The organism is Flavobacterium suzhouense, from assembly GCF_042684765.1.
Classification (GTDB): Bacteria; Bacteroidota; Bacteroidia; order Flavobacteriales; family Flavobacteriaceae; genus Flavobacterium; species Flavobacterium suzhouense.
Map to the genome: position 1 here is coordinate 107338 of NZ_JBHUMD010000030.1, position 18016 is coordinate 125353.

Annotated in this window: 14 protein-coding genes; 9 read left to right on the forward strand and 5 right to left on the reverse strand. The window is 39.4% G+C overall.

Annotation, left to right across the window (positions count from 1 at the left end):
• The first annotated feature begins 4 nt into the window (after positions 1-4).
• The 8 genes from ACFSR3_RS16310 (at position 5) to ACFSR3_RS16345 (ending at position 7363) form a co-directional block, all read left to right on the forward strand.
• Positions 5-424, forward strand: a complete 420-nt coding sequence (locus ACFSR3_RS16310) for an OsmC family protein (protein ID WP_114757217.1) — start codon at positions 5-7, stop codon at positions 422-424.
• A gap of 263 nt (positions 425-687) precedes the next feature.
• Positions 688-1680, forward strand: coding sequence for a UDP-3-O-(3-hydroxymyristoyl)glucosamine N-acyltransferase (gene lpxD, locus ACFSR3_RS16315; RefSeq protein WP_379822504.1), 993 nt, complete (start codon positions 688-690; stop codon positions 1678-1680).
• Positions 1681-1840: 160 nt separating this feature from the next.
• Positions 1841-3019, forward strand: a complete 1179-nt coding sequence (locus ACFSR3_RS16320; protein WP_379822506.1) for an acetyl-CoA C-acyltransferase — start codon at positions 1841-1843, stop codon at positions 3017-3019.
• 203 nt (positions 3020-3222) lie between these two features.
• The gene (locus ACFSR3_RS16325) at positions 3223-3984 is read left to right on the forward strand and encodes a C40 family peptidase (RefSeq protein WP_379822508.1); all 762 of its coding nucleotides are present in this window, start codon (positions 3223-3225) and stop codon (positions 3982-3984) included.
• 121 nt (positions 3985-4105) lie between these two features.
• Positions 4106-4738: a carboxypeptidase-like regulatory domain-containing protein gene (locus ACFSR3_RS16330; RefSeq protein WP_379822511.1), complete on the forward strand. Its 633-nt coding sequence runs from the start codon at positions 4106-4108 to the stop codon at positions 4736-4738.
• 2 nt (positions 4739-4740) lie between these two features.
• Entirely contained in the window at positions 4741-5430 is a 690-nt protein-coding gene (locus tag ACFSR3_RS16335) for a carboxypeptidase-like regulatory domain-containing protein (RefSeq protein ID WP_379822512.1), read from the forward strand.
• Positions 5430-6014 carry a carboxypeptidase-like regulatory domain-containing protein gene (locus tag ACFSR3_RS16340; protein WP_379822515.1) on the forward strand — a complete coding sequence of 195 codons (585 nt, stop codon included), beginning with the start codon at positions 5430-5432 and terminating at the stop codon, positions 6012-6014. Before ACFSR3_RS16335 ends, ACFSR3_RS16340 begins: the two co-directional genes overlap by 1 nt.
• A 101-nt stretch (positions 6015-6115) precedes the next feature.
• Positions 6116-7363, forward strand: coding sequence for a glycoside hydrolase family 5 protein (locus tag ACFSR3_RS16345; protein ID WP_379822517.1), 1248 nt, complete (start codon positions 6116-6118; stop codon positions 7361-7363).
• A gap of 236 nt (positions 7364-7599) precedes the next feature.
• Here the strand turns inward: ACFSR3_RS16345 and dnaK are convergent, their stop codons facing one another.
• From dnaK to ACFSR3_RS16365, 4 genes are all read right to left on the reverse strand, one after another.
• A complete protein-coding gene (gene dnaK, locus ACFSR3_RS16350) occupies positions 7600-9486 on the reverse strand; it encodes a molecular chaperone DnaK (RefSeq protein ID WP_379822519.1) in 1887 nt (628 codons plus the stop codon).
• Positions 9487-9673: 187 nt separating this feature from the next.
• Positions 9674-10648 carry an endo alpha-1,4 polygalactosaminidase gene (locus tag ACFSR3_RS16355; protein ID WP_379822521.1) on the reverse strand — a complete coding sequence of 325 codons (975 nt, stop codon included), beginning with the start codon at positions 10646-10648 and terminating at the stop codon, positions 9674-9676.
• A 54-nt stretch (positions 10649-10702) separates the two neighbouring features.
• The gene (locus ACFSR3_RS16360) at positions 10703-11482 is read right to left on the reverse strand and encodes a DUF2490 domain-containing protein (RefSeq protein WP_379822523.1); all 780 of its coding nucleotides are present in this window, start codon (positions 11480-11482) and stop codon (positions 10703-10705) included.
• Positions 11483-11553: 71 nt separating this feature from the next.
• A complete protein-coding gene (locus tag ACFSR3_RS16365; protein WP_379822525.1) occupies positions 11554-14055 on the reverse strand; it encodes a M14 family metallopeptidase in 2502 nt (833 codons plus the stop codon).
• A 173-nt stretch (positions 14056-14228) separates the two neighbouring features.
• On the opposite strand from ACFSR3_RS16365, the gene pheT reads away from it, so the two are divergent.
• A complete protein-coding gene (pheT, locus tag ACFSR3_RS16370) occupies positions 14229-16652 on the forward strand; it encodes a phenylalanine--tRNA ligase subunit beta (RefSeq protein WP_379822527.1) in 2424 nt (807 codons plus the stop codon).
• Positions 16653-16720: 68 nt separating this feature from the next.
• Here the strand turns inward: pheT and ACFSR3_RS16375 are convergent, their stop codons facing one another.
• A complete protein-coding gene (locus tag ACFSR3_RS16375) occupies positions 16721-18007 on the reverse strand; it encodes a tetratricopeptide repeat protein (RefSeq protein ID WP_379822529.1) in 1287 nt (428 codons plus the stop codon).
• Positions 18008-18016 lie beyond the last annotated feature (9 nt).

Here is an 18016-nt window from a genome sequence, read left to right on the forward strand (position 1 = left end):
TATCATGAAATTTACAAGAAAAGCAAACGCAAACTGGAAAGGTACAGGAATGGAAGGTACAGGTAAAATCTCTACCGAAAGTACAACTCTTAATAACGCACAATTATCATTCAAAACCCGCTTTGCAGACGGTGTAGGTACAAACCCTGAAGAACTTATCGCAGCAGCACACTCCGGTTGCTACACCATGCAGTTAAGCTTCCTTTTAAACGAAGCCGGTTTTACAGCCGATAACCTTGATACCGAAGCGCAGGTTACTTTTGAAGATGGAACTATAACTAAAATACACCTGAAACTGGAAGCAAGTGTTCCGGGCATAACAGAACAGGATTTTCAGACAGCAGCTCAAAAAGCGAAAGAAATTTGTCCTGTCTCAAAATTATTAAAAGCCGAAATTACACTATCAGCCGCTTTAGTAGGTTAATCACAAACAAACACAACTTAGATAAGTCCTGCCTTTCGCAGGACTTATTCATTTTTAACAATCACAAAATCAACTAATAAAAATCTATTGGCACACCATTTGTATTATAGTTAATAACAAAAAGCCATAATAATGATATAAAAGATACGATTATAGTACTGCATAGTATTTTATTTATATATTTACACCGGTTGTTAAAAAATTAACATTTTAGAATATGTATTTTTAAACAATCTTCAAACAAACAATTATATCTATACATTATGAAATCGTATTCTGTTAAAGAAATTAGCGAATTGCTGAATGGAGAATTAGTGGGCTCTACCAGCAACCTGATTTTGTCGCCCGAACAGCTTGAGCTGGCACAAGAACATCAGATTTCCTTCATTGGAAACAAAAAATATGAAAAACTATGGACCGATTCTAAAGCATCGGTTGCCGTAGTAAACTCAGATATAGCTATAGAACCCGGAGAGAACAGGGCTTTTATAAAAGTTAATAACGCAGACTTAGCGATGTCTAAAGTTTTAGAACTTTTTGCACCTGCACATCCAGCTTTTGAAGTAGAGATACATCCTACTGCCGTGGTACACGAAACAGCAGTTATAGGAGAAGGTACAAAAATTGGTGCCGGATGTTATGTAGGTCCAAATGTAAAAATCGGAAACCATACTATACTTTATCCTAATGTTACAGTACTGGATGAATGTACCATTGGCAATAAAACCGTATTGTGGTCGGGAGCTGTTGTAAGAGAGCGTTGCCACATAGGTTCACATTCCATTATTCACCCTAATGCGACCATTGGAGCAGATGGATTCGGTTTCAGACCGTGTCCACAGCAGGGACTGGCCAAAATTCCTCAGATAGGCAATGTAATTATTGGTAACGCCGTAGAGATTGGCGCCAATGCTTGTGTTGACCGTGGTAAATTCAGCTCTACTATTGTAGGTGATGGTTGCAAAATTGATAATCTTGTACAAATAGGGCACAACAGCGTACTTGGAAAATTCTGTATCATGGCCGGAAACAGCGGCCTTGCCGGATCTGTAACGCTTGGTGATGGGGTAATCATTGGCGGAAGCGCATCTATTAAAGACCACTCAACAATTGGCAGCGGAGCTACCATTGGAGCTGGATCCGGTGTAACCGGCGATGTGGATCCTGGCAAAGTAATGCTTGGTTACCCCGCAGTTGAAGCAAGAACAGCCTTAAAACAATGGGCAATACTAAAGCGTATGGCTGAAGCTAAATAAAAATTTTAAATAACGAAACCCTGCCAAGTGCAGGGTTTTATTATTGAATCAAGTATATTCAACAAACACCTCTTTTTTACAACATTTTTTAAACACTTTGTTTTTATCTGAGCAATAATTCATTAAATTCGCAACTTCAACAAACAAAAGAGTATACATCATGAATAAAAAAGTAGTAATCGTTTCGGCTGTACGTACACCAATAGGTAGCTTCATGGGAGCATTATCAACCGTTACGGCTTCTCAGCTTGGAGCTGCTGCCATTAAAGGAGCTCTTGATAAGATTAATTTAGACCCTAAACACGTAGACGAAGTAATAATGGGTAACGTAGTTCAGGCAGGTGTCGGACAGGCTCCGGCAAGACAAGCCTCACGTTTTGCAGGTCTTCCAGACTCAGTTATCGCTACTACAGTAAATAAAGTTTGTGCATCGGGTATGAAAGCCGTTATGCAGGCTGCTCAGGCAATTCAGCTTGGGGATGCAGATGTAATTGTTGCAGGTGGTATGGAAAACATGAGCCTTATACCTCATTATGTTCAGATGAGAACAGGTGCTAAATTTGGTCCTGCTACAATGATTGACGGAATGCAGAAAGACGGTCTTACTGATGTTTATGACAATGTTGCAATGGGTGTTTGCGCCGATGCTACTGCTACTGAATATAAAATTACACGTGAAGAGCAGGATGCTTTCGCTATTGAATCATATACACGTTCTGCTAATGCATGGAACGCAGGTAAATTTGACAACGAAATTGTTCCTGTAGCTGTACCTCAGCGTAAAGGTGACCCTATCATGGTTACTAAAGATGAGGAGTACTCTAATGTGAAACTTGACAGGATCCCTACGCTTAACGCTGCTTTCACTAAAGAAGGTACTGTTACTGCTGCTAATGCTTCTACAATTAACGACGGTGCTGCTGCACTTGTTATTATGAGCGAAGACAAAGCTAACGAGCTTGGACTTAAACCTCTTGCCTACATTAAAGGTTATGCAGATGCTGAACAGGAACCAAAATGGTTTACTACTGCTCCGGCCAAAGCGCTTCCTAAAGCACTTGACAAAGCGGGTATCTCTAAAGATCAGGTTGACTTCTTCGAATTCAACGAAGCATTCTCTGTAGTAGGTATCGCAAACTCAAAAATCCTTGGTCTTGATGCTGATAAAGTAAACGTAAACGGTGGTGCTGTATCATTGGGTCACCCTCTAGGATGTTCAGGTGCGAGAATTATTGTTACACTTATAAATGTACTGGAGCAAAACAACGCTAAAACAGGAGCTGCGGCTATATGTAATGGTGGTGGTGGTGCTTCTGCTATCGTAATCGAAAGAGCATAATCATTAATTTATCATATAAAAAGGCAGCTTAGGCTGCCTTTTTTATTGTTCTGTTGTCTTGAAACAAAAGAAAAATACACCTATAAAGAGAATGTTCAAAACTCTGTAAAAAAGCTTCAGAATTAACTACTATATTTGTAAACTCAAGTAAGACCCCGATTAGCAATAATCAATAATAATTAAAAAACAGTCAAATAAGAAGGATGTTCGGTATATGTAACCTTGCCATTGTGCCCCTACGTTTAGAACCAAGCGACAGAAGCGAATTAACAACACAAGTGTTGTTTGGCGAACATTTTAAAATACTGGAACAGACTGAAAAATGGTCACGCATTGAACTTGCATACGACGGCTATAACGGCTGGATTGATAATAAGCAGTACCGACTAATAAGCCAGGCCGATTATGAAGCCCTGAGCAATAGCCCGGCAGTACTAAACGGTGACCTGATTGAATATCTTACTACTCCCGACAATCAACTGCTATCGATACCTATGGGTGCGTCGCTGACTTTTCTTGAACACCCATCTATAAATACCGAAAACTATATGTTTGAAGGGCTTAAAGTATCGGGAGTGACAAGCAAACAACATTTGCTGCAAACCGCATTTATGTACCTAAATGCTCCGTATTTATGGGGAGGAAAAACGCCTTTCGGTTTAGATTGTTCCGGTTTTACTCAGATGGTATACAAACTGAATGGATACTCATTATTACGTGATGCCTCTCAACAGGCTACTCAGGGCGAAGCCCTTAGCTTTATTGAAGAAAGTGAACCGGGCGACCTGGCATTCTTTGATAATGAGGAAGGGCGTATCATTCACGTAGGTATCATTATGGAAGACAATCACATCATCCACGCACACGGTAAAGTACGTATTGACCGTCTTGACCATTTGGGTATCTACAACACCGACACTAAAAGGCATTCGCACAAACTGCGCGTTATCAAGAAAATCATATAAGAATTATAATAGTAAAATATATCAATCCCTTCCTACTCATATAGGAGGGGATTTTTCTTATATTTAAAAATATTTTTGTTACGTTTCCAACCTTTACATCAATTATTGCATCTTATAGTATATGAAGAAACCTATCCAGATATCCATCCCTACGCCATGCCATGAAAACTGGGATGCCATGATTCCTGTCGATAAAGGCCGTTTTTGTGCTTCCTGCCAAAAGACGGTTATTGATTTTAGTAAAGCATCCGACAGGGAAATTGCCGCTGCCTATAAAAAGGATGCCAATGCCTGCGGGAGATTCCGTGCTGACCAGTTGAATCGTGACCTTATAGTCCCTCAGGAAAAAAGTTCACTATGGATTGCTGCAAGCGCAGCTGTAATCAGCTTTTTAGGCTTGGGAACACATGCCGTTTCAGCTCAGACCACATCTGAAAAAGCAACTACACATACAGTAAGCCCTGATCATAACCAAACTGTTCCAAAAACATCTGCTCCTAAAAAGATAAAAGGTAAAGTTACCGATCAACAAGGTAAACCTTTGGAAAATGCCGAAGTTGTAAATACAACTACGAAAACTAATGTATATACCGATAAAAAAGGCTATTATAATATCATTGCGAATATTGGTGATGTAATCGGAATAAGAAAGGAAGGTTACATAAATCAGGTAGTTGTTTTTGATGGAAAAATGGAAGTCATTACCCTTGAGAAAATTGAACCTTTACTAATGATATTGGGAGGAATGGGATAATTATGAAGAAGCCAATCCAAATATCGATACCTACCCCATGCCATGAAAATTGGGATGCCATGACACCTGCCGATAACGATCGTTTTTGTACTTCGTGCCAAAAGACAGTATTTGACTTCACAAATTCATCGGACAGGGAAATTGCTTCTGTATTGAAAAACACCAACAATGCATGCGGAAGGTTCAGGGCAACACAACTGGACAGGGATTTGGTAGTACCAAAAGAAAAATCTACGATATGGATGGCGGCCAGTGCTGCTGTTGTTAGTTTCCTGACGATAGGAAATCATACCATTTCTGCACAAACACCTGTAAATACTGAGCAGCATGTTTCTGAAACTGACGATATAAAAGTTGGAAAAGTGGCAGCTCCTCAAACTATAACAATAACAGGTGTTGTACTCGATGAAAATAAGAAACCATTTGGAGGGGTAAACATTCTGATTGAAGGAACTACTACGGGTGTTCAAACGGACTTGGAGGGTCACTATACGATTTATTCAAAATTTGGTGACAGACTTACTTTCTCTTATATAGGATATAATCCTATAACTATTAATGTAACGAATAGTAAAATCATAAACGTCACAATGGACATTGATGATATTGAACTTCTGGGCGAAGTTGTGTATGTAAAAGATCGCTCCTTCTTCGGTCGTGTATTTCATTCAATAGGTAATATATTCCGATAATGAAAAGATTTATACTCATATTGCTTTTTATATTGTTTGCAGTAAACAATCAGGCTCAATCATCATCAAACAGCACAACCATAACCGGTATTGTTATAAATGATTATAGTAACACCATTATTAGTGGTGCAAAAATTAAAGATATGATTACGGGTAAAGAAACATTTACCGACAGCCTGGGAGGCTTTTCTATTGAAGCCGCAGGCAACTACATTGAAATATCTGCCGAAGGATTTGACACAAAATACTATACAAAGCCATATCAAAACAATAGAATCTTTTATTTGTTTGATAAGGTCAGACACAAACAACAACAAAAAAAAATCAAACATTTTCCCATAACAATTACTGGTATTGTTTGTGATGAAATCGGTTTGCCCATACCTGGAGTTAGTATACATGCGAAGAAAAATAAACAAAGTTTTATTACTGATTTTGATGGAAAGTTTACCATAACAATAGACAAAAGGGATAAAATTTCATTCAGTTTTGTAGGACTTAAAGGTGTCATTATAAATATAAAGGCACCCATGCCACGTTTTTACAAAATTATACTTGAAGACGAATCACGTATATGGATATAGGTTCCTAAAATATTGTTCCCAATAAGTATTGAAAAAAATTTCTACCCTTATTTGTTATCTTTAGCGTTCCAAAACAACAAACATTCAAAATTCAACGCTAAATGAGAACCAAACTCACTTCTCTCCTGCTGGTACTTACTTTGTGCCTTGCAGGAACAAATGCATCTGCCCAAAAAAAGGGTAAAATTGTAAAAACACAGGGAAAAGATATCCTTGATTCCAACGGAAAACCTATCCTCCTTAAAGGTACTAACCTGGGCAACTGGCTGGTTCCCGAAGGCTATATGTTCAAAACCGGTAAAGTGGCAGCTCCAAGGCAAATTGACCAGCTATTTCAGGAAATGATAGGCCCTGACAGCACGGCTGCATTCTGGGACAAATATCTTGACAACTACATCACACAAGACGATATCAAATACCTGAAACGCACCGGATCAAACCACGTTCGCCTACCGTTTCATTATAAATTATTTACCAATGACCTGTACATGGGTAAACGGAATGCCGGCTTTGAATACTTTGACCGTGTGATCGAATGGTGCCGTGCTGAAGGTCTTTATGTTCTCCTTGATATGCACTGTGCTCCTGGCGGACAAACAGGCGACAATATCGACGATAGTAATGGTTATCCGTGGTTATATTTTAGTAAAACAGCTCAAGACGAAATGAGTGCTATCTGGATGAAGATTGCCAAACGCTACAAAGACGACCCTATCATCTTAGGCTATGACGTAATTAACGAACCTTTTGCGCATTATTTTGCTAAAGAGATACCTGATTATAACCACAGGCTTTTTATGGTTTATGAGCGTATGGTTAAGGATATCCGTTCCGTTGACAAAAAGCACTCCATTTACCTGAATGGTTCTATGTGGGCCGGAGACTTTGGTGTATTTGAGCGCATACTGGACGATAACGTGGTATATGAATTCCATAAATATTGGTTTGACATCAATCAGGAATCGGTACAGAAATACCTTGATTTTAGTACTAAACACAATGTTCCTATCTACATTGGCGAAACCGGAGAGAACACCGACGAATGGGTTATGGAATTTCGCAAGCTTCTTGATGCTAACAAAATCAACTGGGCATTTTGGCCATACAAAAAAATGGATAACACCAAAGGTATCATGAATTTTGAGCAGCCGGAAGACTACGCACTTATCACCAAATATGCTGAAAGTGACCGTAGTTCTTTTGAAAAGATCAGAGAAAATATGCCGGACAGGGTTAAAGTTCAGAAAGCACTTAACGGCTACCTGAAAAACTGTCTCTATAAAAACAATTTCCAGAACAAAGGGTATATACAGGGATTAGGGTTTACGGTTGATTCGTCGATTCGCTGATTTGTTGATTTGTTAGTCACGAATTACACAAAATCTGCTAATTTATCTATAACGACTTCCCCTTTTCAGAGGGTTGTCCGAAGGGCGGAGTGTTCATCTTTTTAATACTGAGATTCTTCGACTCCGTTTCACTTCGCTCAGAATGACAGAGTATGCCGATATAAACAAAAAACGCCGCACATTGTGCGGCGTTTTCTATTCTCAATACTCAATACTGAAAACTCAGTATTAAATAATTATTTCACTTCTTCGAAGTCTACATCCTGAACGTTGTCGCCTTCAGCTTGTGCAGCTTCCGGTTGTCCTTGTGCAGCACCACCTTCCTGAGCTTTGTACATCTCTTCAGAAGCATTTTTCCATGCTTCGTTGATTTTGTCAAGAGCCGGCTGGATAGTATCAACATCTTTGCTTTCGTAAGCTACCTTAAGTTCGTTAAGAGCACCTTCGATGTTTTGTTTGTTACTATCAGAAAGTTTATCACCAAACTCAGTAAGTTGTTTCTCAGTCTGGAAGATCATAGCGTCAGCCTCGTTCAGTTTCTCAACACGTTCTTTTGCGATTTTGTCAGCATCTGCATTAGCTTCAGCTTCTTTACGCATTCTGTCGATTTCTTCCTGAGTTAATCCTGAAGAAGCCTCGATACGGATATCGTGCGATTTACCTGTTCCTTTATCAGTAGCCGATACTTTGATGATACCATTAGCATCGATATCGAAAGTAACCTCGATTTGAGGCACACCTCTTTGTGCTGGTGGGATACCATCTAAGTGGAAACGACCGATAGTTTTGTTATCTGTAGCCATTGGTCTCTCACCCTGAAGTACGTGAATCTCAACAGACGGCTGGTTGTCAGCAGCAGTAGAGAACACCTGAGATTTTTTAGTAGGGATTGTAGTGTTAGCGTCGATAAGTTTCGTCATTACACCACCCATAGTCTCGATACCAAGTGAAAGTGGAGTTACGTCAAGAAGTAGTACGTCTTTAACGTCTCCTGTAAGTACACCTCCCTGGATAGCAGCTCCGATAGCTACAACCTCATCCGGGTTAACACCTTTTGAAGGCTTTTTACCGAAGAATTTCTCAACTTCTTCCTGGATACGTGGTATACGTGTAGAACCACCTACAAGGATAACCTCATCGATATCAGATGTAGAAAGACCTGCATCTTTAAGCGCTTTAGCTACCGGTTGCATAGAACGTTGTACAAGGCTGTCAGCAAGTTGCTCAAATTTAGCTCTTGTAAGCGTTTTCACTAAGTGTTTAGGACCTGAAGCCGTTGCAGTAACGTATGGCAGGTTTATTTCAGTTTGTGCAGAAGCAGAAAGCTCAATTTTAGCTTTTTCAGCAGCTTCTTTAAGACGCTGAAGTGCCATTGGGTCTTTACGTAAATCTACTCCTTCTTCGCTGTTGAACTCATTTGCTAACCAATCGATGATTACCTGATCGAAGTCATCACCACCAAGGTGAGTATCACCATTAGTAGAAAGTACTTCAAATACACCGTCACCTAACTCAAGGATAGAGATATCGAATGTACCACCACCAAGGTCATATACAGCAATCTTTTGATCTTTACCTGCTTTGTCAAGCCCGTAAGCAAGAGCAGCCGCAGTAGGCTCGTTGATGATCCTTCTAACTTTAAGACCTGCAATTTCACCAGCCTCTTTAGTAGCCTGACGTTGTGCATCGTTAAAGTAAGCAGGAACTGTAATAACCGCTTCGGTTACTGTTTGCCCAAGATAATCTTCGGCAGTTTTTTTCATTTTTTGCAGTGTCATTGCAGACAACTCTTGTGGAGTGTAAAGACGACCGTCGATATCTACACGTGGTGTATCGTTGTCACCTTTTACTACGCTGTATGGCACATTGCTTGCTTCTTTAGCGCTTTCAGAGAATTTATTACCCATGAAACGTTTGATAGAAGCGATGGTTTTTGTGGGATTGGTCACTGCCTGTCTCTTTGCAGGATCACCAACCTTGATCTCTCCGCCTTCAACAAATGCAATTACTGACGGGGTTGTTCTTTTTCCTTCAGCATTAGGAATAACTACCGGTTCGTTCCCTTCCATTACGGAAACACACGAGTTTGTTGTTCCTAAGTCAATTCCGATTATTTTACTCATCTTCTTTTCGTTTTATTATTTTGTTTTTGATTCTTATTATTTAAGTAGACGTTTTCATATAGTCAATCTTTGTGCCAATAAAATATTATGCATTCCTATATGACAAGTTGACACCAGAACCAAAATTAAAATCCTGCTCCTAAAGAACATATGACAGTTTTATGCCAAATTTCAACTGACATCGCTATTACTCAAAGTATTCAAAAGCATCAATGATATCCAGATATACTCCATCAAATCCTGCTAATATTATTTTATTGAGATAAGAATCGTTATTCCTGTAAATGATTCCCTGCCAGTCGTCATTCCAGTATTTTACCTTAAAGTTACCAGGCCAGTCCGGGTTTTCGGCAGCGATCCAGTCGGGCTTATTGCCATTCCACGATGATTGCCAGTAATACCTGTAATCTTCAGCCTCCCCTATTGACATATAGCAAATAACCAAACGCTTGCCACCGTTAGCTTTATTTTTCAGCTGGCTTATTTCTGAAGCGGTAAAAGCTTCATCGTTTAGAAATAGATCCATGATAACAGCATCATAATTGGTAGCTGTCACTGCATTGATAAAGTCTGTTTTAGAAGCAAAATTTTCAGGATTGATGAGATACAGGAAATTCTTAGCCTGTGAGAGTGCTGTAATAACACTAGCATTTTCATAAACAGGCGCTGATGCAGGAATTATATTCAGGCTGCGTTCCGGTGCCGCAAATGACACATAACCAAAAGCATTGTTGGCTTCGTATGAATGAGTTGTTTTTGAAGGTGAAGAGCAGTAGTCAATTGCTAAAATGGTATTCCCGGCATTTTTAGATATATCTAGGAAACCTTTAAGATACGAAGTGACACTGGCAGGAGTGGTTTCATCATCATTATCGTAGCCATACAGAAAATCTTCCTGGCCGTTTCCGTCTATAGCGTCGAGATATTCTGTTGCAGGACTGCCCGAAGCCTCTCCTGTCGTTGTTACCAGTTCGATACCGTTTTGAGGTATTATTGCAAATCCTGAATGCATTGCTTTGGCTTTTTGGCTAATACCAATAACCAGATCACGCATGTCCTGCTTGTAATCTCGGTTTTCATTATTGTTGTTTCCAGAATCAGAATCGCTACTATCACAACCTGTAAATAGAGTTATCACGACCAAAAAAATCAATACTCTCATAAAAATGCCTTTTAATTATAAACCCTAAATAAGCACTTTTATTTTACATCAGCTCTATGAATGTGAAAATGGATCTTTAATGATTATATCCATAGCAATATAACTAGCATCAGCTGTGTCATGGCCGTTACCAATTAGATCGTTCATATAACCAATATCAAAAGTAACAGGCATACTTTCGGGCGAGTAGGAATAATACAGGCAAAAACGCACTTCTTTATATTCAGGGCTGTCCCATCCTTCATTATGGTCATTGGCAACTGCAAACAAGGCCTCGGCACTTCCCATAAAGCTATTATGAGAATCATGATCTAAGGGAACAAATAACTGTGTTTTAAGACGTGTACGCAGTTGCAGGCTATTCTCTACCTGAGCAAAATCATCAGAAAAGAACTTACGAACCTCCTGCCTTACCGTTGTCGACCATTTTAGACTACCTATATAAGTTGTATAACTAAACCTGCCATATACCCTGAATTCCTGCCTAATGTCTGCTTCCTCCGGCTTATCAAATTGTTCATCATACTCATGTTGTCTGCGATAACTTAATGCATAGCTATACTGCCATTTCGAATTTAGCTTATGATAAAATTCCTGGTTTAGCACAATTATAGAAGGTGCATTAAATGGATCTTCTGCCTCTGTACCGCTTATATAACCCGCACCAAAATAAGTTTTGGAACTATTCTTTTCATTCAGCTTTTGCGACACTCCGATTGCCGACCAAAAGGCGGTATTAGTCTCACCAAGTCCGGGAGGAGTAAGCTGGGCAAAAGCCGCTATAGTAAATAGAAAACAAAATATCAGGGCTAAAAATCGGGTGTTCATTATCATCACATTTATGTTTTGCACTACAAATGTGAAATATGAATCTGGAAAGAATTGGGAAATTTCCGGTTTTAAACTTAATCTACTAAAAACAATGCATTGCTAAACAACAGATTCCCGTTTTCCCAAAAACCACGGAACAAGGGATTATCAACCATATAAATTACACTTCCTCTGCCCTTTTGCTCTACGGCAAATGTTACAGTATTTTCAAGTTTCTTTTTCAGGCTCCTGCCAATAAAACCAAAGTTTTTATATCCTGCAGGAACATAAGCAACATTCCATGCATTCTTAAGCAATTGATAACGGCTATCGCTTGTTTTTAAGCTGAAATACTTATCACCAAGACCAAATGAAAGCGGATGGCTTTTATCTATTACGTTTTCAACAATAGCACCAGGAACAGATCCAGATAATGCACGCCTTTCTGCATTTTGATAATCATTATAACGGGCTTTAAGTATCTCTTCGTCGTGTTCGGTAGTTTCCTGTTCTTTTGCAGAAGCAGAAGCAAATTTGGTCAGGCTGTAACCCGGCCTGTCTTCAAAAATATTCAGTGCACCTGCAATGGCTATTACCTTACCGCCATCAATAATAAAATCGTCTATTTTGCTTTTCTGGTTATCCGAAAGATCATACCAGCCATCAGTCAATACCAGCGTATTGAATTCACTCATGTTTACACGCCCAAAATTCTGGATATCAACAATACTTACCGGATAATTGATAATCTCATCCATATAAAACCAAACCTGCCCAAAGTCGGTAGCACTCACTCCGTTACCCGATAACAGCAACACTCTCGGTGTCTCAAGAAGCGGATAATTCTCCCCTCCAAGATCACCGCCGTTAAGTGAATATCCACTCTCAATCACTTCATAATCCGACTTTTTGTCTACAAAAGCATCCATCATGTTCTTGAAATCGACAAGTTGCGGATTATCCCCTTTCAGGATTACCAAATCACCTGGGCTTACTTTTATTCCCCTGAATGCCGATGCCTTTCTTGACGAACGCACCTTTACCCCACTATTTAGCAATAAACCTAAAACTTTAGCAGATTCCCTTCCGTTCCACGGCACATAATACGCATAAACGCCTTCATATTCAAACTTCCCTTTGCGTGTAATTTCGACTTTGGTATCGATGGAAAGATTGCCTTTAAGCGCGTAACTGTCTACACCATACGCATGCGGCAGCGCCCAGGCAGTTATATCATACGAAAGGCTGTCTGTAAGTCGTTGTGACGGCTCAAACAAAACCTGGGTAAGCACGGCTTTAGGCTGATCTGCCTTTACAATAAGATCGTTAGGCTCAATAGTAAAATCTTTATCCTTATCGCTTTGATAATGATAACCCGACGTCTTTTTAGACTCAGCGGCATATGAATACTGAATCTTATTGCGCTTCAGCAATTTTGCCAACTGTTCTGTCTTACCTGAGTTCTTAACTACATATGTTTTATATTTACCTTTAAGGTTTTCACGACTGTCTTTAAAATATGCCCTGAAATCCTTAACGAGTTTATCCTTTTTCCATGAAGCCGTCTCTACAGCAGTTAGCACAGCGGCAATATGATGATCGATCCTGTCCTGTAACGTTAAAACATTCCCGTTAGTCATCATCACGGCGCGTCCTGCACCTATACCTCCCTGCTCATAGGTCATACCTACAGCTCCGTTAAAACTTGGGTAGGTGTCGCCATAGCTGGGATAAAAAAGGTCGAAACGCTCACGGGTATAGTAATTCCAGCCTTTTGCATCAAATTTTTTGGCGGTCATCTCACCAATGGTATTATGGAAATCACGCTGTGCTTTAGTAATGAAATCGTGCACCGGTTCAGCTGCCGGTGGAAAGAAATAAGGCTCATTGAATCCCATTTCGTGTACATCAACATGCACCATCGGCATCCATTCGTTATAAAGTGCCATACGTTGGCGTGTTTCTATCTGCGTTTGCCACGCCCAGTCACGGTTCAGGTCATAATCATAGTGATTTTGCCTCCCTCCCGGCCACGGTTCCATATGCTCTCTGTCATAAATACCCGGATGCGTATTTTTTCCTGAAACATCCCTAAGCCAGTTACCATAACGCGAAAAACCGTCGGGATTAAGGCATGGGTCCAAAATAACAAGAGTATTTCTCAGCCATTCTTTGGTTTCTTTGTTATCAGGATTCAAAAGCTGATAGGCCACTGACATAGCACTTTCGGTAGCAGCAGGTTCATTGCCATGTACATTAAAGCTAAGCCAAACGATAGCCTTATCATTTATGTTACTGATCTTAGCATCACTCATCCCAATCTGACTAAGGTTACTTACCCTGATATTCTCGATATTCCTAAGGTTTTCGGCTGATGAAATATAGTATACATTAAGATTACGTTCCTGAGTCGTCTGACCATAATTCTTTTTCTGGATCATGTCCGAATTCTGGGTCAGGTGCTCAAAATAATCTTCCACCTGATGGTAGTAACTTACATTCTTGCCATAGTTAGGCAAAAATTCGGAAGGGCTTTTAATCTGGGCGGTTATAGACAGGCTTAGCAATAGTGCTACAGCGGTTATAAGGTATTTCATGGAGACAATATTTCGAAAATCAAATGTAAGGAATTTATGAGTGTTTGATTAACAAACTTAATTGCAGCATTTAGATTATAATTAAAATTTATTTTGCTTTAAATTCAGCGCAAATTGTGTCAGGGTTTTTACCTAACAATCATTATCTTTGCATGCTTTTAAAATAAACTACAATGCGTATATCCTATAACTGGTTAAAACAATTCATAAAATTAGACTGGAAATCTGAAGAAACGGCTGCCCTGCTTACCGACCTTGGTCTTGAAGTGGAAGGCGTTGACAAATTTGAGTCGCTTAAAGGCGGACTTGAAGGTGTTGTGGTTGGCCATGTGCTTACCTGTGCTCAGCATCCTAACGCTGACAGATTAAGAATTACCACTGTAGATTTGGGCGATGGCATACCTGTACAGATAGTATGCGGTGCACCAAACGTGGCTGCCGGGCAAAAAGTTCCTGTAGCTACAATAGGTACTACATTATACGATAAAGAAGGTAATGCCTTCCAGATTAAAAAAGGAAAAATACGCGGCGAAGAAAGCCACGGTATGATATGTGCCGAAGACGAGCTTGGTCTTGGTGAAGGACATGACGGTATACTTGTACTACATGAAGACCTTAAGCCGGGAACTCCTGCTTCTAAAATATTCAACATAGAAAGTGATGAAGTTTTCGAGATAGGACTTACACCTAACCGTGCCGATGCAATGAGCCACTGGGGTGTTGCCCGTGACCTGCGTGCAGGACTTTCTCAAAAAAATGTACATACCGAACTCATAACACCGTCTGTAAGTAACTTCAGGGTAGACAAACGTACCCTTAAAATGGATGTTAAAGTTGAAGATAATAAGCTTGCTCCAAGATACTGTGGTGTTACCATTACAGGTATTACGGTAAAACCTTCTCCTGCCTGGCTTCAAAACAGGCTTAAAGCTATTGGCCTTACACCAAAAAACAATATCGTTGACGTTACAAACTATGTACTTCACGAATTAGGACAGCCATTACACGCATTTGATGCTGCTAAAATAAAGGGTAACAAAGTTATCGTTAAAACAGTTACTGCCGGAACAAAATTCACTACTCTTGATGATGTAGAAAGAACACTGCATGAAGAAGACCTGATGATTTGCGATGAGGCAGGTCCAATGTGTATTGCAGGTGTATTTGGCGGTAAGAATTCCGGCGTAACTGAAGGCACTTCTTCAATATTCCTTGAGAGTGCTTACTTTAACCCGGTATCTATCAGAAAAACAGCTAAACGTCACGGCCTTAGTACAGACGCTTCTTTTCGTTTTGAAAGAGGTATAGATCCTACTATTACAGAATATGCCCTTAAAAGAGCTGCACTGCTTATACAGGAAACTGCCGGTGGAGAGATAACTTCTGACATCACAGACATCTACCCTAAAAAGATCGAAGACAATCAGGTAGTTGTAAACTTTGCCAATGTAACACGTGTTATAGGTCAGGAGCTTTCGAAAGAAACTATCAAAAAAATACTGGTATCACTGGATATCAAAATCAATACGATGTCTGACGCAGGTTTAGGACTTGTAGTTCCTGCTTACCGTGTTGATGTAACACGTGAAATTGACGTTATTGAAGAAATCCTGAGAGTATACGGATACAATAACATATCTTTTACTCAAAAACTTAATGCTTCTATATCTAACTCTGCGCGCAATGAAGATTACAAACTTCAGAACATTATAGGTGCACAGATGGTGTCACTTGGCTTTAACGAAATGATGGCCAACTCTCTTACTACACCTGATTATGTAAAGCTGTCAGAAAATCTGAAGGAAGAGTTTAACGTAATGATGCTTAACCCATTGAGCAGTGATCTTTCAGCCATGAGGCAATCATTGCTTTTCAGTGCACTTGAGGCTGTATCATTCAACATAAACCGCAAGAGAGCAGATCTTAAATTATTCGAATTCGGTAAAACATACCACAAACTACCTTCAGGCTATGATGAAAACAAACATCTTACCCTTACGGTAACAGGAAGCCGTTTAGCTGAAAGTTGGTCTTATACTCAAAAGCCTGTTGATTTCTTTATGTTTAAAGGTTATATTAACCTTATACTGACAAGACTGGGCATAAACAAAACACAAACACAACCTATAACTAATGACGTTTTTGCTGAAGGCATAGCAATTGCAGTAGGAACGGAAACTATCGTTGAGTTTGGCACCATAAAAAAATCGATACTGAAACATTTTGACATTAAACAGGATGTTTTCTTTGCCGACTTTAACTGGGGCGCCATCATTAAACTGGTAACAGGTAAAATCAAGTATGTAGAAATATCTAAATTCCCTGAAGTAAGAAGAGATTTAGCTCTTCTTGTCGATCAGGAAGTTTCTTTTGAATCTGTATACAGCATCGCTAAACAAACTGAAAAATCGTTACTTAAAGACGTAAGCCTTTTTGACGTATATGAAGGTCAAAACCTTCCGGAAGGTAAAAAATCATACGCTGTAAGCTTTACACTTCAGGATAGCTCTAAAACGCTTACCGACGAGCAAATCGACAAGATAATGTACAAGATAAGACAGAATCTTGAAAAAGAAACAGGAGCCCAATTGAGATAATTCCCTTTCTTTATAAGCATAAAAAAATCCCGCCAATGGCGGGATTTTTAATTTATAGCAATATAAAACTACGATTTAAGCTTAGCTTTCATTGCTTTATAATCGTTTGTACGCTCTAATGCCTGGTAAATAGACGCAAGCATAGAAATCACCTCCTGATTTGAAGGATCTATTTTGTGTGCTTTTTCAAAATAAGGAAGGGCTTTGTTAAAAGAAGCTGTACGCTGCATTTTAAGCGCATCATATTTTTTGTTATCAGCAGCACTAGTTCCAAGACTATTCATCTGGTTTACGATTTTCTGATCGTCTTTTAGCATCAATGATCCCATTGCCATGTTAGCCTGTAAGTGGTCAGGTTTAATCTCAAGCGCTTTAGTAAAATATTTAGCAGCTTCTTCCGCACTTGTATCAGTAGTAGTTACACCAAGGTTAAAGTATAAATCTGCATCGTTAGGATTCTTCGCAATTGCTTCAGAGATTAACTCTTTGTACTTGGTCATATTATTAGCCTTGTAGTACAGGTTAGCTTCAGAAATAATCAGCGTTATATCATCCGGGTTAGCTTTTCTTGCATTTACAAATGCCTCTTTAGCTTTTTCAGATTCACCTTTATTATCATAGATAAGAGCAATGTTACGCACTATATCAGCTCTAACAGAAGGAGTTTTTTCAACACTTGGTGTATCATACTGTCCTGTTTTAACAGCTATATCCCTTGTGTTTTTATCCGGGAATGCCTGTACCTGACCTGTTGCTTTATCCTTAGCTAAATAAGTAGTAGTCTCTCCTGTAAAACCCGTTTTTTCAAGTTCAAGGTAATACTCAAGAGCTCTGTCATAATCCTGCGCATTAATTGATGAAGCAGCAGCATTATAAAGATTAAAACCATCTTTAGTATCAAGTCTGTAAGCAGCAGCATAGTACAAAGCTGCTTCCTTAAACATTTTAGCTTTACTTAATTCCTGAGCACCTTTAAGCGCAACATTTTTCATGCTGGGAAAAATTTGCTGCTGTATAGTAGAAGTATATTTCTTCTTACCATTTTTCTCAAGCTCTATAACCTTATTAAAGCTTTCAAGAGTACTCTCAAAAACAGCTTGCGACTTATTACTGCTAGCCATTAGCTGAGCTACACCATACATTCCTTTATAATAATTATAGTCAACTTGCTGCTCAGGTGTGGCAGCACTCATTTTTGGCTCAACCTGAGACAAAAGATTTGCCATTTCCTGAACATCTGCAGGAGCAGGCTGTTGTTTATCAGTTAGCTTTTTTAGAGCTTTAAGCTCATCTTTTTGAGCAAACGCGCCTACAGAAAGTAAAAGCGACGCAGCAATTGCATACTGGATTTTCATAGTAGTTAT